The sequence below is a fragment of the Salegentibacter salinarum genome, from assembly GCF_900168115.1.
GTDB lineage: Bacteria > Bacteroidota > Bacteroidia > Flavobacteriales > Flavobacteriaceae > Salegentibacter > Salegentibacter salinarum.
Window position 1 is genome coordinate 1 of the sequence record NZ_FUZC01000024.1, and the last position, 21,520, is coordinate 21,520.

18 protein-coding genes are annotated in these 21,520 nt (G+C 35.9%); 9 read left to right on the forward strand and 9 right to left on the reverse strand.

The features are described 5' to 3' along the window. Both B5X53_RS17870 and B5X53_RS17875 read left to right on the forward strand, forming a co-directional pair. Positions 1-2,485, forward strand: a 2,485-nt coding sequence (locus tag B5X53_RS17870) for a polymorphic toxin type 8 domain-containing protein (RefSeq protein WP_234999250.1), incomplete at its 5' end; no start/stop codon positions are given. A gap of 62 nt (positions 2,486-2,547) precedes the next feature. Continuing rightward, positions 2,548-2,937 (forward strand): DUF2750 domain-containing protein, encoded by a 390-nt coding sequence (locus B5X53_RS17875; protein ID WP_079714582.1) that lies wholly within the window; start codon positions 2,548-2,550, stop codon positions 2,935-2,937. 59 nt (positions 2,938-2,996) lie between these two features. Here the strand turns inward: B5X53_RS17875 and B5X53_RS17880 are convergent, their stop codons facing one another. After that, entirely contained in the window at positions 2,997-3,980 is a 984-nt protein-coding gene (locus tag B5X53_RS17880; RefSeq protein WP_079714583.1) for an IS110 family RNA-guided transposase, read from the reverse strand. Between the two features lie 460 nt (positions 3,981-4,440). Continuing rightward, positions 4,441-4,695, reverse strand: coding sequence for a hypothetical protein (locus B5X53_RS17885; RefSeq protein WP_079714584.1), 255 nt, complete (start codon positions 4,693-4,695; stop codon positions 4,441-4,443). A gap of 90 nt (positions 4,696-4,785) precedes the next feature. On the opposite strand from B5X53_RS17885, the gene B5X53_RS17890 reads away from it, so the two are divergent. Then, on the forward strand, positions 4,786-5,448 hold the full coding sequence (locus tag B5X53_RS17890; RefSeq protein WP_079714585.1) for a DUF6904 family protein: 663 nt from the start codon (positions 4,786-4,788) through the stop codon (positions 5,446-5,448). Positions 5,449-6,011: 563 nt separating this feature from the next. Here B5X53_RS17890 and B5X53_RS17895 read toward each other — a convergent pair. Next, positions 6,012-6,869 carry a tyrosine-type recombinase/integrase gene (locus B5X53_RS17895; RefSeq protein WP_232764105.1) on the reverse strand — a complete coding sequence of 286 codons (858 nt, stop codon included), beginning with the start codon at positions 6,867-6,869 and terminating at the stop codon, positions 6,012-6,014. Between the two features lie 403 nt (positions 6,870-7,272). On the opposite strand from B5X53_RS17895, the gene B5X53_RS17900 reads away from it, so the two are divergent. Both B5X53_RS17900 and B5X53_RS17905 read left to right on the forward strand, forming a co-directional pair. Then, positions 7,273-9,324 carry a LamG domain-containing protein gene (locus tag B5X53_RS17900; protein ID WP_079714586.1) on the forward strand — a complete coding sequence of 684 codons (2,052 nt, stop codon included), beginning with the start codon at positions 7,273-7,275 and terminating at the stop codon, positions 9,322-9,324. Positions 9,325-9,398: 74 nt separating this feature from the next. After that, positions 9,399-11,432 (forward strand): LamG domain-containing protein, encoded by a 2,034-nt coding sequence (locus B5X53_RS17905; protein WP_079714587.1) that lies wholly within the window; start codon positions 9,399-9,401, stop codon positions 11,430-11,432. 276 nt (positions 11,433-11,708) lie between these two features. On the opposite strand, the gene B5X53_RS17910 is transcribed toward B5X53_RS17905, so the two are convergent. The 3 genes from B5X53_RS17910 to B5X53_RS17915 form a co-directional block, all read right to left on the reverse strand. Next, positions 11,709-12,128, reverse strand: a complete 420-nt coding sequence (locus B5X53_RS17910; protein WP_079714588.1) for a type IV secretory system conjugative DNA transfer family protein — start codon at positions 12,126-12,128, stop codon at positions 11,709-11,711. Next, on the reverse strand, positions 12,088-12,396 hold the full coding sequence (locus tag B5X53_RS18940) for a type IV secretory system conjugative DNA transfer family protein (protein ID WP_143533280.1): 309 nt from the start codon (positions 12,394-12,396) through the stop codon (positions 12,088-12,090). Before B5X53_RS18940 ends, B5X53_RS17910 begins: the two co-directional genes overlap by 41 nt. 62 nt (positions 12,397-12,458) lie before the next feature. Continuing rightward, complete coding sequence (locus tag B5X53_RS17915) at positions 12,459-12,743, reverse strand: JAB domain-containing protein (protein WP_079714589.1); 285 nt, start codon at positions 12,741-12,743, stop codon at positions 12,459-12,461. Positions 12,744-13,614: 871 nt separating this feature from the next. Between B5X53_RS17915 and B5X53_RS17920 the strand changes: the two genes are divergently transcribed. The 4 genes from B5X53_RS17920 to B5X53_RS17930 all read left to right on the forward strand — a co-directional run bounded on the left by B5X53_RS17920 (position 13,615) and on the right by B5X53_RS17930 (position 17,485). After that, positions 13,615-14,343 carry a LytR/AlgR family response regulator transcription factor gene (locus tag B5X53_RS17920; RefSeq protein WP_079714590.1) on the forward strand — a complete coding sequence of 243 codons (729 nt, stop codon included), beginning with the start codon at positions 13,615-13,617 and terminating at the stop codon, positions 14,341-14,343. Between the two features lie 249 nt (positions 14,344-14,592). Then, entirely contained in the window at positions 14,593-14,757 is a 165-nt protein-coding gene (locus B5X53_RS19090; RefSeq protein ID WP_157822107.1) for a hypothetical protein, read from the forward strand. Positions 14,758-14,885: 128 nt separating this feature from the next. Continuing rightward, the gene (locus B5X53_RS17925) at positions 14,886-16,814 is read left to right on the forward strand and encodes an ATP-binding protein (protein ID WP_079714591.1); all 1,929 of its coding nucleotides are present in this window, start codon (positions 14,886-14,888) and stop codon (positions 16,812-16,814) included. Then, positions 16,811-17,485, forward strand: a complete 675-nt coding sequence (locus tag B5X53_RS17930) for a response regulator (RefSeq protein ID WP_079714592.1) — start codon at positions 16,811-16,813, stop codon at positions 17,483-17,485. Before B5X53_RS17925 ends, B5X53_RS17930 begins: the two co-directional genes overlap by 4 nt. A gap of 145 nt (positions 17,486-17,630) precedes the next feature. On the opposite strand, the gene B5X53_RS17935 is transcribed toward B5X53_RS17930, so the two are convergent. From B5X53_RS17935 to B5X53_RS17945, 3 genes are read right to left on the reverse strand one after another with little or no spacing between them, the layout of a single operon-like run. Then, complete coding sequence (locus B5X53_RS17935; protein ID WP_079714593.1) at positions 17,631-18,143, reverse strand: hypothetical protein; 513 nt, start codon at positions 18,141-18,143, stop codon at positions 17,631-17,633. Continuing rightward, positions 18,127-19,344: a PilN domain-containing protein gene (locus tag B5X53_RS17940; RefSeq protein ID WP_079714594.1), complete on the reverse strand. Its 1,218-nt coding sequence runs from the start codon at positions 19,342-19,344 to the stop codon at positions 18,127-18,129. The genes B5X53_RS17935 and B5X53_RS17940 overlap by 17 nt, the downstream gene beginning before the upstream one ends. Next, positions 19,344-21,518, reverse strand: coding sequence for a type II secretion system protein GspD (locus B5X53_RS17945; RefSeq protein WP_079714595.1), 2,175 nt, complete (start codon positions 21,516-21,518; stop codon positions 19,344-19,346). Before B5X53_RS17945 ends, B5X53_RS17940 begins: the two co-directional genes overlap by 1 nt. Positions 21,519-21,520: the final 2 nt, after the last annotated feature.

Sequence of the window (21,520 nt, forward strand, 5' to 3'; positions counted from 1 at the left end):
TGACGGGGACTGTGTTGAAGAGGAAGATTTGGTGTTGAACCAGGTAGTTGCCCAGAGCAGTAGTGTGATGGCTAGTGGCTCGATTACCCTTGCACCGGGCTTTGAGGTCATGGCCAGTGAGTCGCTTACATTCTCTGCCAGGATAGGGATAGGCGGAGAGCTTATAGCCTCGAATACTTATGACGAATTAGGGCAGTTGATTAGAAAAGGGTTAGGTGGTAATTTAATGGATGACCTGGAGGCAGGAAGTTCGATTGATTTTGTGGATCTGGTAGGGGTAGCTGTTGACGCTGATGGTGAGATCACCAATATTACTACTAGTAACTCCTGGGGTGATTCCGGTTTGGCCACGGCAGAATCTTTTAATGGTGATGGTTATATACAAGCTAGGGTGACCAGTGACAATATCCGGGTAATGATGGGCTTGTCGCCCACCAATACCAGTGCTCATTATAATACTATAAGTTATGCCTTGTACACACAGAATGATGGGATATTGAATGTATATGAGAATGGAAATAAAAAAGGAGAATTTGGGCCTTATGAAAACGGGGATATCCTGCGTGTGGAACGAGAGGGAGAGTTGATTCATTACAAGCGTAATGGTGAAACCGTCTATACCTCTGTAGTTCCTGCTACCTCCAGTCTTCTGGGGGATATATCGATCTACAGGGTTGGTTCTTCCGTAAGCGAATTAAAATTTTCTACAGGAAACAACAATGACTTCTTACAGGAGATCGATTATGCGTATAATATACGGGGTTGGCTTAAGCAAATCAACGACCCGGAGAATCTGGGTGACGATCTCTTTGGTTTTGGGATCAATTATAATGACCCTACCGGTGGGGCGGCCCCGCTATATAACGGGAACATCTCGGAGACGCACTGGAATACCCAAAGTGAGAATATAAGTGGTAACCCGGTAAGCAATTCTTATGGGTATAGCTATGATGCATTGAATAGGATCACCGGAGCCACGGACAATACGGGGAATTATAATTTAAGCGGGATTGCCTATGATAAAATGGGAAATATTTTATCTTTACAGAGGCAGGGACATATAAATGCTGATGCTTCGCTCTTTGGAACCATGGATTACCTGGACTATGACTATGATGGGAATAAGCTCTTGAGGGTAAGTGAAATTGAGGATGGAGAAGCTGGCTACGGGTTTAAGGATGGCAATACTACAGGAGATGATTATGGGTATGATGTCAATGGTAACTTAACATCCGATGCAAATAAAGGGATATTGGCCGGTGGTATAAAGTACAACCACCTTAATTTACCAACCGAGGTTATGTTCAATAATTCCAGTAGCCAGGTCATCAAATATACCTATGATGCTACAGGTGTAAAACTCCGAAAGGAGATACCGGGAAAAATAACTGATTATGCGGGTAACTTTATCTATGAAGGAGGTACTTTAAAATTCTTTAATCATCCCGAAGGATATGTATCCTATGACGGTGGGCAGTTCAACTATGTCTATAATTATGTTGACCATCTCGGAAATATTAGATTAAGCTATACTGATGCCAACCAGAACAATACCAACCCGGTAAGCCTTCAGATCATCCAAGAGAAAAACTACTATCCTTTTGGATTAACACACCAAGGTTACAATACAAACGGAAGCCCTTTGGGTAATGATGCAGCAAAACGCTATGGTTTTGGGGGGAAAGAGCTGCAAGATGAGAATATCTCGGGTAGTATTTTAGATTGGTATGATGTCTCTGCCAGGAATTATGATCCTGCATTAGGAAGATGGATGAACCTTGACCCATTGGCTGAAAAAATGAGACGCCATAGTCCGTACAACTTCGGATTTAATAATCCTATTTACTTCCAAGACTATGATGGGATGGCGCCAAGTGGTCCAGGAAATCCTATTAAAAAGTTAATTAAAAAAGCTGTTAAAAAGTTAGGTAGGCTTGGTAGACAAAATAGATTACGACAAGTAGTTAATGACCCAAAAGCCAGTAAAGCAGATAAGGGTTGGATAAAATCTGAAATGAACCAAATGAAAAATGGTAAGAGGAAATCAATCAGAAACCCACCAGGAAAAGATTTGGCTCACGAAAGAGGACGAGAAGCTGCTAAAGGGTATGATTATAAACATTCTAACTTACAGGACAGAGACTTACATAGAACTCAACATAAATATGATAATAATGGTAGAAAGAATAAAGAGCGACCTGTAAAAGAAGCAACAGCAACGGCAGTCGCAACAGGTACTATGGCAAACGAAGAAGTTAATGCCTCTACCGAAGAATCTACTTCAATAACAGGAAATGAAACAGCAGATGCGGTATTAGATATATCAATGACTTATGTAGAAACAATGGATAATTTAGGCACAGTAATATTTGGAGATAACGACTTTGGTAAGGCTGTAAACGAATTTAATCCATTCCCTGGATTCTCTGAATTTTTTAGTATATTGAAAGATGACAATGATAAGAGTAATACTAATACAAAATAAATATTCTGAAAAACCAATTCCTTTGGTCGAAGAATTTTAACTAAAAAGGTAAACCGTATTATATGAAATTAAACACGAAAGAGGTTGAGAATGTCTCTAAACTAAAGCCTTTTAAACGGTATAAGTATTTTATAAAAAAGATTGCAGACTTTGAGGAGTTTTGGACAATTGTGGATGAAAAAGGCGATTTAGCATTGTCCGAAATAGATGAGAATACACTTGTTTCATTTTGGACTGCGGAAGATTTTATAAAAAGCAATTTAGATAGTGGTTGGGGAAATTGCGTTCCATTTAAAATAACTTTAGATGATTTTGAAGATACCATTGCACCTTTAATCGCAGATAATAGTTACTTGATAAATGTTTTTCCTGTAAATGGGAAATCAGGATTTGTTGTCGATTTAAATGAGTTTATCAGAGATTTAAATGAAGAACTGGAACAATATGAGTAAATAAACTTAAAATGCAAACTAAATAGACCACCTTTAACAAGGTGGTTTTTTTATGAGGACTATCTCATAAACTGTGAAAATAGAAAAAATAACATGTTACGGTCGTAAGGTGTTTTGTTCTTGATCACGCTGTAGATCGTTCTTAATAGTTTATTCATAACATTGTTCATAATGAGGAAATGGTGCTTTCCTTCTTGTTGTTTTTTCTGATAATACAGCTTGTATTCTTTGTTGTGTTTCACTGCAGCTCTAGCTCCTAGATAAAGCAGCGTTTTTAGTTCTTTATCGCCGAAAGGGCTTGTTTTCGATTTCCCTACCATATTTCCAGAAGCATTGGGGAACGGGCATACTCCTGCATATGAAGCCGCTCTCCTGGCTGTGTCAATAATCTCGAAGTTTCCGGTCTTGATGATTAAGTTAGTCGCTATTACCGGTCCAATCCCCAGTACAGAAACTGATAGCTCGTAGTTTTCTTGAAGCTCCGCATCGTCCCTGATAATTAAGATTATCTCTACTTCCGCTTCTTTAATCTGCTTATCTAGTGAGTCTAAAGTAGCTTTGAGTATATTATTGGTCATGATACTCTGCATTGGCATCTGCTGTCTTGCGTGCACGCCTGTTGTCAACAGTTTCCTTGCTTTGACGAGTTGGGAACGAAGAGAATAAAGTTGCCTGAGCTCCGACATACTTTCACTTTGATAAACCTTAAGCGACAGCTTATCATAGAACCTCTCTCCATACTCCCGAAGCCGTGCAGCGTCAATAGGATCTGTTTTTCCTTTAACCAGGCCCAGGCTGTGTTTAACATTATATCCCGGAACCAAAGCAATTTTAATCTCATACTGATTACACAGAAAAACAAGAAGGTCTCCATAAGTCCCAGTGTTCTCTGCACAGAGTACGGTGTCTTTCGGAACTTTAGACAGGAATTTTGATATTGACTTCAAATCGTTCTTCACTGTCATGTTTACAGATTTTCCATTTGCATCAAGAAAGTTCACATCGAACTTACTCTTTGATAAATCAATTCCATAAATTTGCATAAATATTGTTTTTTATGCTCCGCGTTGAGTGGCTAACATCGTGATAATGGGTTCTTCCCGAAATACTCTCTGGCTTTAACTCAAAAAATCTGCTGTCCTTAATATACGGATTAGGTTTTACCTGATATTTGGCGAAAGTTAGGGCAGCAGATGGAGCTTTTTATCCAAAGATAAATATCAGATGTTCATTCATTAAACTTGCTATTTGTAAAAGAAACAAACTAACGATATTTGGCTACAAGGGAAGCCACTAAAAAGTGGTCAATACCTATTAGGAACTGGGGGCATTATCTTAAATCAGTTCCTTACGATCTATGAAAAAAGGGTCAGACTTTAAAAAAGTCCAACCCCTGTTATTTTAACTTTACCCACTTTGCGGGATAGTGTCTAAAAAAGTGTCTTTTGGAACTTGTATTACTTTGGCTTCCGATAAGACCATATAGGGAATGGCTCATAAATTTTAAGTTTTTTCCATTAACCTCTCCAGGTTATTATATATGTATAAGACCTTCATTATCGTATAAATATTCTTCAATATCTGAATCCCAAAAAAATCACGAAGAATCGCTATCTTTCTCAAAAATGGCATTCTTGATCCCCTTTCAAGGTGTTCAAGTAAAACTAATTGACGGTGTAATTCAAGTAATTTGTCAATGACCTCTTTCCTGAATTCATCGTGAAATGGTACTTCTTTAAATGCTCCCTGCTCTTCCATAATTATTGAAAATTTGGTGATTACTAAATATACTAGATTGATTTAAATAGTGATATTTGAAAAAAGAATACATAATTAAAATGCTTTTTTATGCTTCAAAGTAACCCAACCAAAAAAGGGACAGGAATAGAATTATGGGGTGATTACGGTGACCTTGCAAGCCTGTATGAAACCATTCACAAAATAGGAGAAAGACTAAATGAATTCAAAAAAGAAGAAAAAGGACAGTCAGACATAATAATGGGCTTTGCTTATGAAGTTCGAAAAGCTTTCCAGCATTCAAGGTTGAATGAAAAGTTTGTATTTGATTCGGAAAATAAAGTTGAATACTTAGGCTTTAGATACCTATGGACAGACTTACTCTATTTGATTTCTGTTCTTCGATATAATGCAGGTTATGTAGTGTTGGATGCTCTGGATCAGGCAAACCTTTATATCCTGGAATATAATTGTAAAAAAGCCTTATTTGATTATGATCCCCAGGGCGCACAACAAATTCAACTTTTCATAGCTCAAAAGATTAATATACATAATGACCTGGTTTTTTTAGTGCTGCAGGGTATTAATATAGAATATTTGAGCAAGACCCCGGGAAAAAGAAGATTTCGGGGTATACCAGATTTATTAATTGCCTATTCCCAATTTTCGCCAGCCTATAAAATGTGGAAGGCTGACATAGAAATCAGGGCCAAGGAATTAGGTTGTAGAGTAGACCAATTAAATTACGATGATTATCCGGAAATAGTTTGGTAATCGTTAAATTAAAAAGTAGCTCATCAGATAGAATTGATTTTTGAAAAATCTACAAAAATATCTAAAGCTGCTTTTTAAAACCGTTGCATAAGGAACTGCAATCCAAAGTCGCATTTAAGGCTCATAAAATAAGTCTTATACCATCACCAGGGAAATGCCATCCGAGGCTGAATATAAGACTCAAAGTTTTTATTGCTCAATTTAAAAAGAAAATGTACGCAAAACCTCCTTTTTCGGGAGGTTTTTAATCTCGGTGTTGAGAAAGGAGCGGTTTGGAGACTCTCGCCTCTGCGCCACATAAAGTTAAGCCCCGCTTAACACGGGGCTTAACTGCAGATTAATATCAGATAACGCCGTCCTTATCAGCCGAAAGTCGCCCCCATCATCTGCCAGGTGTTGGCCACTCCTTAACCGCTATCTTCAACTTAGGGCAAATATAATAGATTTATAAGAATACAATTTTAATAAGTCTTTCGTGTAATGAAAAGAATATATATCCAAAATAAAGAAATGACAAGATTTTCTGAAGGAAGATTATTCTCATTAAGTTTTGTCACCGTTATTCAAAAATTAATTACACTGTCCAGTGCATCATCTGCATCTCTATGAATAAAATTGGCCTGGTAATTTAGTGTGGTTTTTAGGTCACTATGGCGATATAATTTTTGTAACATTAAGGGGTGTATTTTATCTCCGGTTATATTTCCAAAGGTATGACGGGCTATGTGGTTTGAGAGGTTTTTGTCTATTTCACATTCGTCAGCTATTCGTTTCAGGAATTTATTTAAAACCTTAGTAGCGTTCCTCATTTTAAGAAATACGCTTTTTGGATCCTGTTGATCAGCATCTTTTAAAAAAGGAAAAATATAGCCATTGTTTTCCGTCTTATCCATCAGGTAGAGATTAAAGACGGTTTTGGCTTTGTCCGGGACTTTAAAGCTCAATGGTTTTTCATTCTTATTCATCACATAGTACAGGCGGCCATCTTTTATATCTGTCCACTTCAAGGCTACAACATCTGAAATTCTTATACCCGCAAAGTAGAAGGAAACAAGCCAGACATTCCTGGTGTGCCATATCGAAGAATGACTTTCCACTGCAAGATTTTCTATTTTGGTAACTTCCTCAGCAGTCAGTCCAATTTTATTTCCTGAGCCAATTCTGATTTTTTCTTTTTCGCCCACGAAAGGATAATACTTTTGAGAAACAATCCCGTCTTTTATAGCAATATTAAAGAGGGTTCTAATAAAAATAAGTTGGTTTGTGATAGTCCGGGTCTTGTGTCCCAAGTAAGTGGAGCAGAAGGCTTTGTACTTATTTAGAAATGATTCATTCATTTCCCGAAACTCCAGTCGGGTATTTCTCTTAAAATAGGTAATGGCATCCTCAAAAGAATATTGACCTTTTCTGGTCTTACTCACTCGTATTCGTCTTCGCTCTTTTATTGATTTTATAACCTCCTCTTTCTTTTGATTGGTTTTGAGGTTCAGAAACTCTTCCAGGTTATAGAGAATAGACAGCTCGATTTCGCGACAGAAAAAGTTCCTTTATCATATTTTTGCTTTACACGTTCAGCCGCTACTGCAAAGAAAGATTGAGAACCTCCAGGCCCTTTGAGTTTGTTTTTAATCTGTCTGGGCGTCAAATCATCTTCTGAATGAAAATACAAACCTTACATAAAATACGGTTTATACTTACCCTAATTAATTTGTAAGGCTATAATTTAGCTTTTCAAATAAAATTATAAAAGACGCGATAGTAAAGTTTTGCCTGCATTAAACTTTCAAAGAGTCTTTGTCTAAAAATCTAAACTTGGAATAAGATATGAAGTATATATGGATTATATTTTTTCTTTTTGGTAGTCTTACAAATGCCCAGGATTTAGAAAATGGGTTGATTGGCCATTGGCCACTTGATGGTGATGCACTTGATTTGAGTTTTGATACTAATAACGGTCAAATTTTTGGAGCGGTGCCAGTATCCAACCGTTTTGGTCAGGAGAATAAAGCAATGTATTTCGATGGTAATAGTTATATCTCTTTTGGAAATGTTTTGAAGATGGGATTAGGGGATTATAGTATTTCTGCCTGGTTTAAAATACAAGAAGGCGCTCAACTTGGACGGGAATCAGCAATCGTAGCAAAATCTTATTCTACTGGAGCTATTGATAGATTTGCCATAGGTATCGCAGATGGAAATAAAGTTGGGGTAGTTTTACAAAATTCCAAATATATCGCTAACGAATTAATTGGGGAAGAGGAGTGGCATTTATTAACGGCAACTTTTGATAGAAGTTCTTTCCTGAGTATTTACCTGGATAATTTTAAGGTAAAAGAAGTTGATATATCTAATTCTCAGAATGTAGATATAGATGAACCGTGGCCGCTTCATATAGGAGATTATAGTGGGGATGGTAGGGAATTTATAGGTAATATTGATGATGTTAGGATTTACAATAGGGTGCTCACGGCCGGAGAGATAGAAATGATTTATACCATGGATCCAGAAGAAGATGACTGTACGGGGTTAATTACTGAAAACGATGAAGGAATAGGGATAGGTATTGAAAATCCTGGGGATTATGGATTGGCCGTTGGTGGTGGCATTTATACCGATGCTGTAAAAGTGATGGACGTGGCTATGTGGCCTGACTATGTATTCTCGGAAACTTACGACCTCTTGGATTTAGAAGATGTGGCCTCTTATATCAAGGAACAGGGTCATTTACCAGGTTTGCCTTCAGCAGAAGAGGTGTTGGCGGATGGCATTTCACTGACGCAGATGGATAAGGCTAATTTGAAAAAGCTAGAAGAGCTTAGTTTGTACCTGCTCGATCAGCATGCTAGAATGGAGCGATTGCGTGCTCCTAAAGTCGAAAAAGCCTCTGCCATTACTTATTCGGAAGGTAAAGAAAGACCTTATAATTTTGTTTTAGAGCAATCCGGGATAGAAGAAGGTCAGGGTCCCCTCAAGACACTGTCCACGGACAGTCTTTCTACGGGTACTATGTATTGCGATGGAGACAATGTTGGAATAGGGATAGGCCAAACCTCTGGTTACCGTTTGGCAGTTGCTGGTGGTATCCTTTCCGAAGGGGTCAAGGTCTCAAGTGTTAGTAACTGGCCAGATTATGTATTCTCTGATGATTATGCGATGCTTTCTTTAGATGATTTACGAGCATATATCAGCACAAACAAACATTTACCGGGTTTTCCGAGTGCTAAAACTATCGCCCGTGAAGGCTATAGTCTTTCTAAAATGGATAAGCTCCTAATGGAAAAAGTAGAGGAGCTCACCCTGTACGTTATTGACCAGGAGTCCGAGCTAGAGAGTTTATCCGGGGAGTTGGGAGTTATACTTCCGGTGGCGGATGAAGAAATTGCTTCAGGTAAAACTGTTTATAAAAGCTACAACGTGGATATTGCACCCCCCCTCATTGCGCATACCCAAAAGGCAGCCCCTCATTTTGAAGGAGGGGTTTCGACAAGTTTAAAAGCTTCCCCCAAGGCTTTATGTGATGTGATCATTTGTAATGGGGAAGAAGTGGGCATCGGGACGGATCCTGTGGAAGGTTATCGCCTTGCCGGTGATGGAGGCATTTTAACCGATGATATCCAGGTAGCCTCGGTATCCAACTGGCCTGATTATGTCTTTGGAGCGGACTATAAGTTAAGGAGCCTTTCGAGCCTATCGGCCTATATTGAAAGGGAAGGGCACCTGCCCGGAGTTCCCAAAGCCGAGTTCATTGAAGAGGAGGGGTACCACTTAGAGGCTATAGATGCTTTACTATTGGAGAAGATCGAAGAACTCACCCTGTACCTTATCGGACAGGAGCGGCAGCTAACTTTTTTGGAAAGCCAAAGCCATCGGCAGTAGGGGTGTTTTTCTTTTTGTGGTTTGTATTAACCTTGCGATATTGATTTAATAATAACTCAAAATATTAGTTTGAAATGCAAAAAGTTTTATTCTTTTTAGTTTTTTTTCATTGTGGTTTTTCTCTTAACTCCCAAAATCTTACAGATGGTTTAATTGGTCATTGGCCTCTTGACGGTGATGCAATTGATCTTACTATTAATGGGAATGATGGGGAAGTTCATGGTGCTATTGGTGTATCTAACCGGTTTGGAGAGGAAAGTAAAGCAATGTATTTTGATGGAAATGATTATATAGAAATATCTAATATTCCTACTATGGGAACGGGAGATTTTTCAATGTCAGCGTGGTTCAAATATGATTCTGGTGCCAAAGGAGAATTGGCAATTTTGTCTAAAGCTAAAGGTCAAAATGTAACTGGTAGATATGCATTTGGAATTGAGGATAGTCGGATTCGCGCTTTTATCGATTTTGGGCCTGAAGTTGATTTTAGAAGCCCTACAATTCTTGAAAGTAATGGATGGTCTTTAGCAACGGTAACATATGACAGAGATGGACAATTAAGAATATATGCAAATGGAGTATTAGATGGTTCCAGAGATATAAGTGCATCTGCTTCAATAGATTTTCATCGCGATTTTAGTTTCTTAATAGGCCAGTATATAAAAGGGATGTGGGCTTTTAAAGGAGCCTTAGATGATATAAGGATATATAATAGGGTTTTAACACCTACAGAAGTGGAGGCGTTGTATACCCTATCTTCAGAAAGCTCAGAGTGTACGGGTTTAATTACTGAGGTTGATGGAAATGTAGGTGTTGGTGTGAATGTAGAGAACTCTTGTGGTTATGGTTTGGCTGTAGGAGGTAGTATTTATACCGATGAGATGAAAGTGATGGGTGTATCCAACTGGCCGGACTATGTATTTTCAGAAGCTTATAAGCTTATGGATTTGGGAGTTGTGACTTCTTACATTAAGAAATATGGTCATTTACCTGGTTTGCCATCTGCCAAAAAAGTGTTTTCTGATGGTCTTTCATTAATAGGAGCAGATAAGGCTAATTTAAGGAAAATGGAAGAGCTTACCTTGTACCTGTTGGATCAACGTGACAGACTAGATAGATTGCGTTCTTCTAAAGTTTTAGAATCATCTGGGCTTATGTATTCGTCAGTTAAGGAAAGTGATCCCAATTTTGTATTGCATAGGAACCAGTTTTTTTTCGCTGTTAAACCAAATGACAGCCTGTCTTCGGGGCTTTCCTGCCAAGGAGAGAATGTTGGGATAAACACTTCGAATACGGGAGACTACCGACTCGGAGTCACTAGAGGCATTCTTTCGCAGGGTGTGAAGATTGAGAGTGTATCGAATTGGCCTGATTATGTTTTCTCCTCTGATTATTCTTTACGTTCTCTAGATGAATTAGAAGAATATATAGAAGCTAATAGACATTTACCGGGAATTCCTAGTGTGAAGACCATTGAAATTGAGGGCTATTCGCTTTCCGAGATGGACAGGCTTTTAATGGAGAAGATAGAGGAGCTTACTTTATATATTATTGATCAGGGTAGGCATCTTATGGAATTATCAAAGAAGTTGGGTGTAGATTTTTCGAATAAATCCTATAAATGGCAGGGTACGAGTGAGAAGTCTCTTGCTGATGCGTTTGGAAGCCATTCTAAAGACAACACTAAAAAAGAGGTCAAAAATTATTCAGGTCAAATTTTAGCTGGTGTTTCTGGCACTCCGGAAGAATCTATATGTGATGTGATCATTTGTAATGGGGAAGAAGTGGGCATCGGGACGGATCCTGTGGAAGGTTATCGCCTTGCCGTTGATGGAGGCATTTTAACCGATGATATCCAGGTAGCCTCGGTATCTAACTGGCCTGATTATGTCTTTGGAGCGGACTATAAGTTAAGGAGCCTTTCGAACCTATCGGCCTATATTGAGAGGGAAGGGCACCTGCCCGGAGTTCCCAAAGCCGAGTTCATTGAAGAGGAGGGGTACCACTTAGAGGCTATGGATGCTTTACTATTGGAGAAGATCGAGGAGCTCACTCTGTACCTTATTGGGCACGAGCGCCAATTAGCTTTTCTGGAAAGCAGGCAGTAGGGGATTTTCACTTTCGAGTGCTTTATTACTTTTCAATTCAAATTTTACGTTTGGACCCTACCAATCCTACGGTTGAAAAAGCTGCTTTTGATTCGTGGCGTCCTAGAAAATAAGGTATAAGTATTTCTTCCAATGATATAAACGTTGAAATTAAACAGAGAATTTAGGGAGTATTAATACAATAAGATTATTGTTATTAGCTTGAGGGCTACGGGTTTCTGTTCGAAATGAATATTATATGTACGGTTTATCAGTCAAAGCTTATCTGAAAAAAAATCACAAAGTTTTTAAAAGGGATTCTACATCGTTATAGATACCTGAAAAACTATTGTTAATTTCATCACATGAATAATGCTGGAAATTTTCAGGCAGAGCTTTTTCCAAATGCTGATATTTAAATTCTATTCTTTTGTCTTTTCCATCGGCATAAACTACAAACCCTCCCGTTTTAAGTCCAAAAAAAAGATCTGCACGTAATTTGGATACTTCTCTCTTGGTCTTTGTTATCCGGGTATCAAGGTTAAGGCCTTCCCCTTTGCTCAGGCTAAGTATTTCCCTTTTTACCAGTTCAAAAAACTTTTCATAATAGCCCGCAGTAACCGGGTCATTGGCCTTACCAAAGAATTGGTAGGAAAGGTTGGATAAAATTGCCTTACTAGCCTTTTCCCTGTAAAATGTAAAGGGTAGCAATATCATAACTTCTAAAGGTTGACGGTACACGGTGCATATTCAGTAGTAGTCTTATTGTGGGTGCTTCTTCCATTAATACAAAAGCCCTTTCCAGGTTTCTTACACTCATTTGCCTGAGGACTGTATGTATAATCATCGCAATTACGGGAGAGTACGCTGTTTCATTTTTCGGATTATTGACAATGGTAACTACACACGGATTTTTTGGATTATTTAGATCCAGGGAAATCTCATTTGCTGACAGACAGAAGAAAATTTTACGTGTTGTAATCATTTTAAAAGCGTTGGTCAGCGTTCCTCTTACGGCTGCGGTTTGTCGTTCAGAGTCAATCCCGCTTATATTACAGCGGTAGTCAGGCTTTTTAAAACTATCGCAAAAAGTATCCTTATATCCACAAGTGTTCCTGTAATTCCACCGATTGAGAGGGTGTAAATTGATTTTATGCGGTTATTGTTATTCAAAAGCAGTATTTTAAAGCTTTCGTGGAGTTCTATCTGGTCTTTATTCCAATTTTCGAAAAAGACGATTGCGGCTGTAGCAGAGGAATGTATTTTTGGTAATTCACTTACTTTGATATTCCCGCAGTAGCTTATATTTATTTCGTTAACTTTGGTATTCATAGATGTTTACGTTTCAAGTTTGTAAGAAAAGAGGGCCTATTTTCGACGATGAAGCCCTCTTTTTTTAATTATGCTTCATTGTTTCTTAAAGTATTCATAATTGAAAAAAAATTAGTGCCTTAGTAAGGCGTGGTTAAATTGAACCTCTGAACCTTTCAGCGGTTTTAAAAAAACATTTACTTTTTTTATCCGTAGCATTTCCTTTTTGATTTTCTTTTTTTAATACGGATGATATGTAGAAGGTCTTTTTCATTTCTATTTAATTTTCATTTATTTCTTTTAGAGCCGTTTGCTGTTACCTCTTTTTGATGCTTATACATTTTCAATATTTAGAATTAGGGAAGATTTATTAAAAGGAGGGTGGAGCCCGACTGGCTTATGCAATCTGGACTAACTTCTAAATATTGGTATTTTGCATCTCAAAAAGGGTAATGGGCAGTAAAGGGAGGGGAAGGAAATCAATGAGAAATTCAATGATTTAAATATGAAGCGCCGGACACCTTTTGTAGTAATAATGACAGATAAAGAAGTAAGGTTGAACCGTAATTATTGTATGGTTGACATTTGAATTTTCATAGAATCAATAGCTAATTTCACTGCGTTTTAAAGCTATCTAATTTTGTATTTTTTTTCAGTGATATAGCCAGGAATTAATAGTGATACCGGGTCTAATAAACCTAACCGTAAAGGTTTAAGAGTAAAGTAAGGTAGTTGAAAGATGTAAGGAAATATTGTGTGGTTAATACAGTAGTAATTTAGTAAAAATAAAAAATTGAGTCGTAATTAGTGTTAGAGGGTTAACGACTTCAATTTAGAGGAAAAATAGGATGCTTTTCAATAGGTATCCTATTTTTCATTAGATGAGATTGTCATGGGGTTTACATATTCTATTATTAGTGACGATGCAGAACTTATTAGTAAGTTACTGGAATTGCCAATAGATTTTAAAGAATTTACTTGCGTAGGATATACAGGGAATGGAGAACGTGCTTGTGATATTATCCTTCAATCAAAGCCTCAATTTGTTTTTATCGATTTGGACAATCCAAGAATTAATGATCCCTTTTCTTTTGTAAATCAGTTTTATCAATTTTTAGAGGTTCTTCCTTCATTTATAGCGATATCTGCAAGTAAGAATTATGCTTATGAAGTAATAAAAAATGACTTTATTGATTATTTGTTAAAGCCCCTTCCTTTATTCGAACTTCGAAAATCGTTGATGCGTTTTAAAAAAAAGATGACTGATTCCGGACAGATTTGCCTTAAATCCTATTCAGATTATCACTTTCTAAAACTTAAACATATTCTCTATCTAAAGGCTGATAATAATACCACTGATTTTTATTTGACATCTGGAGATCGTGTTGTGGCTTTTAAATCACTCAAAATATATCAACAATTGCTTCCTGTCGAGTTTGTGAGGGTTCATAAAAGCTATATTGTTAATAGTAATCTTATCCGTAGAATAAATTTTGCAAAGAACAGGATAAGCCTTGAAGAACTCGTCTCGGTAACTGAAATACCTTTTTCAAAGAAATACCAGGACAATGTGACTCGACTTCGTGATTCTTTTTTCAAAACTAATTTATCCTTTGATTAAAATTTAGCCTTTCACCATCATTATTAAGCTTTTCACCATTCGTGAGGGGCCTCTCACATTATCTATCCCCATTTAATAGAGGTTTAAACGAACACATTCTATTTTTGACCTGTTAACAAATAATTAAGAATTCTTAGTTGAGTATAAGTGATCGTAAATCACAGCTTAGAAATGGCTGGATTAGGGTCAACAAAACAGTTCCCTACGCTGTAAAAACCATTTTTATAAATCTTATCCAACAAATTAATTATGAAAAGCTTAACTAGAAATTTATTGTTTATCTTCGTGTTTTCTTTCTTTGCAGCCTGTGAACCAGAACCCCTTCCCGAGAATAACGATTTGGAAGTTTTTTCTGATGTTATGGAACAGGGGGATGAAGAGGTACCTATTGATTCGAAAAAAAATAAGGATTGAGAGTGATAATAAAATTATAATAATCTGTTTTAAATAGCAGGCTTAGCTACTAAGCCTGCTTTAACTATCTAGAAAATATCTACCGTTCAGTAATTTACATAATATTAGTTATTTCTACATTTGGATGTGTGAGTGAATCAAAAGAGGGGGTGAAAATAGGTGATGATTATAATTCCTTAGTTACATCTGTAGAAATACAAAGCCTATCCAGAGATAGTTTATTAAGGATTGGAAATGAAATAGTAATGGATTCGTTGCGCAGTAAATTTTTTTTCCAAGTTTCCTATCATTACCTTATTGAAAATGATTCTATAAATTTTAGGGACTGGAATGATAGAACCATCCAATTTTCTTTTCAGCAAAAAGATACTAGCGGTGTCGCTGAGGCCTATTGGGATTTGGCTGATTTTTATGTTAAGCAGGACAAACTGGACAGCGCCTATTATTATTTCAATGCTTCTTCCAAACTATATAAAGAAATAGGAAAAGAGTTCTATTTTGGCAGAATGCTTCTTAACCAAGCTCTCGTACAAACAAAGGCAAGTGATTTCCTAGGTAGCGAAATCACTTCTTTTCAAGCCATCAGACTCTTGAAGCCAATGGGAAAGACGAAACAGTTGTACCTGGCTTATAATAACCTTGGGGTCATTCATAATAATCTCGAGAATTTTCAGAAATCTGTAGAATATCATCGCCTGGCACAGGAATATAATAAGTCTTTAGACAATGATTATTATTCGGTCATCACTCTAAATAATTTAGGTGTGGCTTATAAGAATATGAAAGCCTTTGATAGCGCTATTGAATGTTTTAAGAATGCTTTGGATATTAACGATAGCGAAAATATCCGCATGCAGGCTATGCTTTTGGACAATATCGGTCATGCTAAAATGTTTAATGGCGATTTGGATGAAGGGTATAAGTGTATGAGTGAAGCACTTAAATTAAGGACAGAAATAGGACATATTGATGGGATTTCGGTAAATAACTTACATTTAGGAGATTATTTTCGTTTAATTAAAGATGATGAGCGGGCAATTAGCTTGTATAAGGTTTCGAGAGATCTTTCCGAAAAAAACCATAATCATTCTGATTTGCTTGCATCACTTACATCACTTGCATCCATTGATAGCGCTAATTCATCCAACTATCTCACCAGGCATATTGAATTGACAGATAGTTTAAGAAAAGAAGAGAGAAATATTCAGAATCAGTTTGTACGGATTCGATTTGAAACTGATCAATTCAAGGAGGATGCAGATCAATTGAGTAGACAGAAAATAGGAATTATTGTAGGTGCGGGTATTGCTATCTTATTTTTAATATTGATTTATATCATACAGGTTCAAAAATCCAAAAATAAAAAATTATTCCTGGAAAAGAAGCAGCAGGAAGCCAATGAGAAAATATATGATTTATTGCTTAGTTCCCAACAAAAATTTGAAGAAGGTAGCAGTAAAGAAAAGAAGCGAATATCAAGGGATTTGCATGATTCTGTTCTAAGCAAATTTTTTGGGATACGGTTAAACCTGGAGGTATTAAACAATAAAACAGGAAAGGAATCGGAAATTCAGAGGGCGGTTTATATTGGGGATTTAAGAAAAATAGAAGCTGATATTAGAACCATTTCCCATCAGCTAAAATCTGATTCATTATTAAAAGAAACCGGATTTATGAGTGTTATAAAAGAATTATTGAATGAAGTAGAGAATGATGAAGATTTTAAGATAAGCCTTGTAGCTGATGGTGGGATTGATTGGAAGTCGGTAAAGAATGGGGTTAAAATAAACTTATACAGGATTCTGCAGGAAGGTTTGCAAAATATTCGGAAATATGCCGATGCGAAAAATATCTACATTAAATTTGATATGAACGAAATGTGGTTGAAGTTTGAAATAGCGGATGATGGAGTGGGTTTTGATTTAGAAAAAAATGAAACTGGGATAGGTTTGTCAAATATTGAGGATAGGATATCGGAAATGAAGGGCAAATTAAAAATAAAATCCAGTTCAAGGGGTACGATTTTATTAATTAAAATTCCAAAAAAAAGATTATGAAAAGACTAGTTAAGGTTTTAATGGTTGATGATCACCAACTTATAGTAGAAGGTTATAAAAACATTCTCTTAGAAACCCAAAATGAAGAATTTAAAATAATTTTTGAAGAGGCTAATAGTTGTAAAACTGCTTATGATAAATTGCAGGAAAGCTTAAGAACCGGTAATTTTTTTGATCTTATCTTTATGGATATTAACCTTCCGGAATACACTCAAAAAAAAATATATTCCGGGGAGGATTTGGGATTGTTTGCTAAAATGCTTTCCTCAGAGACAAAATTAATCTTTCTTACAATGCATGAAGATAATTATAGATTATATAATATTGTGAAAAATGTCAATCCAGAAGGGCTTTTGATAAAGAGTGATGTGGGGTCGAATGAACTTGTGAAGGCTTTTCAAGAAGTGTTGGATGGAAAAATTAGTTATAGCCATACTGTAAATACCTTTATCAGAAAACAGATTACAAATGATATAGCACTAGATCAGTTAGATCGGCAAATTATTTATTATTTATCAAAGGGGATTCAGACAAAAAAGCTTCCAGAAAGAGTTCCACTTTCTTTGGCAGCTATAGAAAAAAGAAAAAGAAACTTAAAAGACCTCTTTGGGTTAGAAAAGGAAGGAGACCTGGTGCTTATTGAGAAAGCTAAAAGTATGGGGTTTGTTTAAAAAAAAGACTTCTTCGAACAAATGGCCCATTAAGATATAGCTATCAGGATTTAATAACTAATCAAGCTTGAATAAGCTAAGTTGAATGTAAAATTAAATTGTAAAAACATTTTTTAGCGCTCCAGATGGGTCGTTTCTCCTTCAGTTATTGGAGGTGTTGAATTAAAACGCGGCATTGTAAATATTCTTCTTTTTTCCCATAATCCTTTTCTTTTAGGAAATTAACATGGGTCATTTCTCCAAAAATATACTGATTCTCCAGTATATATAAAATTTTTTCAATGGATTTATAATCTCCTTCCAGGGTAAAGCCAAAAGTTGTTATTGTGGTATTTCCATCTTTTAATAAATGAGGTTTTTGAAAGCTTATAATTTTATAACCTACATTTTCAGCATATTTATTGAGAACATTTAATAGGTTATTCTGCAGGGAAACATCACCTAGCCTTTTAGCCTGAATTATAGAATCCAGATATATTTCTTCTTTATTAATTTTACTTATTTCTTCAGGTTGGGATGTATTTTTGTTAATAGTTTTATCCAGCTCTTTCAGGTTATCTACTACCTCTAATGTATTGGAAATGGAAAACTCATAGGATAAGAACCCTATTAACAGTAATCCAATTATTAAGGCAATATTTTTATTTTTCTGATTCATCCTTAAGTTCAATATTTAGAGTGAATTCAGATGTGTTTTGAGATATAAAACCGAAATTTTCGATAGCTAATTCTTTGATCCAGGGAATATCTTCAAGATATTGGATCCAGGAGGAAAATGATTCTTTATCCTTACTTTCACCTTGAAGGATAATGTCATTATATGATAACTCTACAGGACTATTTTCTTTTATTCTTTTCTCCAGTGGCTGGTATATAAGGTTGTTTAATGTAATACTGGTAGGGATTTGACTACTTATACGGTTCAAATAGAGCGTGCTATTAGAGTTACTATTTCGCATAATCTCAGCAACAAGTTCTTTTTTCCTTTGAACTTCTTTGATTTTATTTTCTTGAATTTCCCGTTGCGAAACCTCAATTTCAAACTGGTTTTGACGGGACTGGTATTCCCTATGCATATTTGTAAAAATGAAAAAGTTAATTAAAAGACAAATCAGAATAAAAGAAAGGCCAATTATAAGTGTTTGCTTAAAAAATTGCTTTTGTCGGAATTTCGTTTTTAAAAGATAATTTTTCTCAGCAATATTTGAAAATACATCTTTATCATTTTTAAAATAATAGAAGATACAACTTAGCGATATAAGAAAACTACCGCCTATAGGAATGCCATCAATATCATACTGCTGTTCCTCTAGTATTTTATCATTTTTATTAAAGTTAACAATCGTATTTTTGTTTATTACCAAGCTGTGGCTGTGCGTTTCGATCTCTAATTCACCCAGGAGGGACGTAATATTCAAAAGGGGTGTAAAGCCTAAAGAGATGCCAAGTATAACCACCCCTTCCTTAGCTAATGTATCGATAATTCCTTCTACATAATTTCTTCGGCAAATAGTAACAATGCTTTCCGTTTCATTACTAATTACCTGAAAATAGAATTCTTTTAAATCTAAATTCGGGAAGGCCGATTCTACTATACTATTATGGTTGCCTGATGTTTTAGCTGTGGTTTTGATTAAAACCTGGTTTCCGCTAATATTTAAATAGGTATGTTGGTTTTTTTTAAGTTTGGATATTAAAGTTTCAAGGTTATTTAAGTGTAATAACTCTTTTAATTCAAGTTCACCTTTTTTTTTGGTTGAAGTTAAAAGATAATATTCAGTAGTGTCAGCAGCAAGTTGGCACCAATCTATTGCCGTATACTCTTTCCCGTAGTTCCAGTAATGAGATAATGAAGACATTAGTAAATTACGGTTGGTTTTATTAATATATTTAGTTTTCGTTTTGAATCTTCCCTTCTTCTTTCACTGAAAAGCCATTTTATCACCGGTATTCTAGCTAATAATGGTACCCCAGAACCCGAATCATCTTTGGTGCGTTCCTCAATACCGCCAAGTATTGCTACATCCTGATCCCTCATTCTAATAATAGATGAAAATTCCCGACTATTCATTCCGGGGGGGGCATTTTCGGCTATTCTTTGACCATTAAAGCTTGATTGAATAACATTAATATCGAGGGTTATCTCTCCATCACCTGATACAAATGGCATAATATCGAGCGCTAGTTCGGCATCAATCGGATAGTAATTGGTTGTTTCTGAAGTTTGGGGTATTTGTGAACCGAAAAAGTTTTGGTTGGTTACCGCATAATAAGTTGTTTCTCCACTGGAAAGATATGCTTTATGACCGTTTAATGTACTTAATTTTGGAGTTGAAAGGATCTTAATAGACCCATTAGATTCCATAGCTTTTAAATCCATGTAAAAATTTGGAAGGACTTTACCCATATTCAGGGAGCCAAATCCATCGAATCCACCAATTACGCGATTAATTGTCTCAGCACCTAACCTCATACTAGTAGTTGGAAACGCCTGTCCTTCTGTAGAAACTCTTTCTTCTCCAATTCCGAAGGAGACACCAGTTTCAATCGTTGCCGATTTATTTACTTCCATAATCATCACTTCGATAAGTACTACAGGTACTGGTTTATCAATGTAAGTAATAAATTTTTTGAATCGTTCTATATTAGTTGAGGGGCCACTTACTATAAAACTATTTAATTCTGAATCAATATTAATATTGATTCCATTTAAAATATCCTCGGGAATTAATTTCTTGATAGCTTCGGTATTTAATTCTTCCTCTCCGGTAGTTCTTCTATCAATATTCCTATTAAAGTCCGATTGGTTGTTATTATTCATCCCATTATTACCAAAAGTGGAATTGTTTCCACTAATATAATTACTGGAACCTGTCATAAAATTATTTCTATTGCTTCTATTTTGTCTTCTGTTTGAGGATGGGTTTGATAGCATTTCAATAGAACGGTGCATTAATTGCACAACCTCTGTTTGCTTAAGGGCTAATTGATTTTCAGTACCAAAATAATATATATTGTTTTCTTTTTTATAAGTGAATACAGCACCTGCTCGCTCACTTATGTTTTGCGCTTGGGTTTGCGGTCTATTCCGGTTTTGGTCATTGATTATCTTTTCAAAATCCTGACTTTTTAGACTTTCAAAAATTTTCTCCAGAAGTTTATCAAAATTAATACTTTCGGAAGTTACACTTACCTCTCCCATATTATTTAAAGATGAGGCAGTAAAATAATTAAGGTTTAGGTCTTCAGCGATAGTGTATATCACATCTTCGGCGGGAACATTATTGAAATCTACCTCAATTATACGGTTTAATGAATCAACCACCCTATAGTAAAAATTATCATTTTTGTTAATGGCTCGTTCGACGCCATTACTTTCCCCACCAGAAATAGGAGTATTAAAAAGGTAGAAACCATCTTTTGATTTTGCCATTTTTAAATTATTAGCCAATGCCAATTTTTCAAGAGCCGTATCAATATTTACCTCACTTAGATAAATACTTAGTTCTAATTCATCCATACCTGGTGCATATACCAGATTTTTCCCTGATTCATCTGTAATTTTTCGAAAAACTTTAGACAAGGGATTATCGTTTAAATTAAGGCTTATAGTATTTCCTATAGGGTTATATTTAACCACAAGCTGTTTTTCTTCAGGTTCTGCGACAGGCAATACATACCGGGAAATAGAAATAATATTCCCGGTAATATCCAGTTTGAGATTGTATTCTTTTGCTAGAAAGAATAAGAGGTTTTGGATAGAAACATCATTAAAGTTATTGATAATTTCAACAGAATTTAAATCTGGGTCAACATTGATATTTATTTGGTGTACCTCTGATATTGCCAGAAGAAAATTAGAAAGAGTTGTGTTGGAAATATTAACATTTACTTTCTCGTCGAGTTCTGGATATTCTATGGCCAGGACTTCTAATCGATTTTGCAGGGAACTAAGCCTGGTTTGTTCCTGTCCAAAGCCTTTGAACCCTAAAAATAGTATTATTAAAAATAAAACAAAATGTCTAATGCTCATTG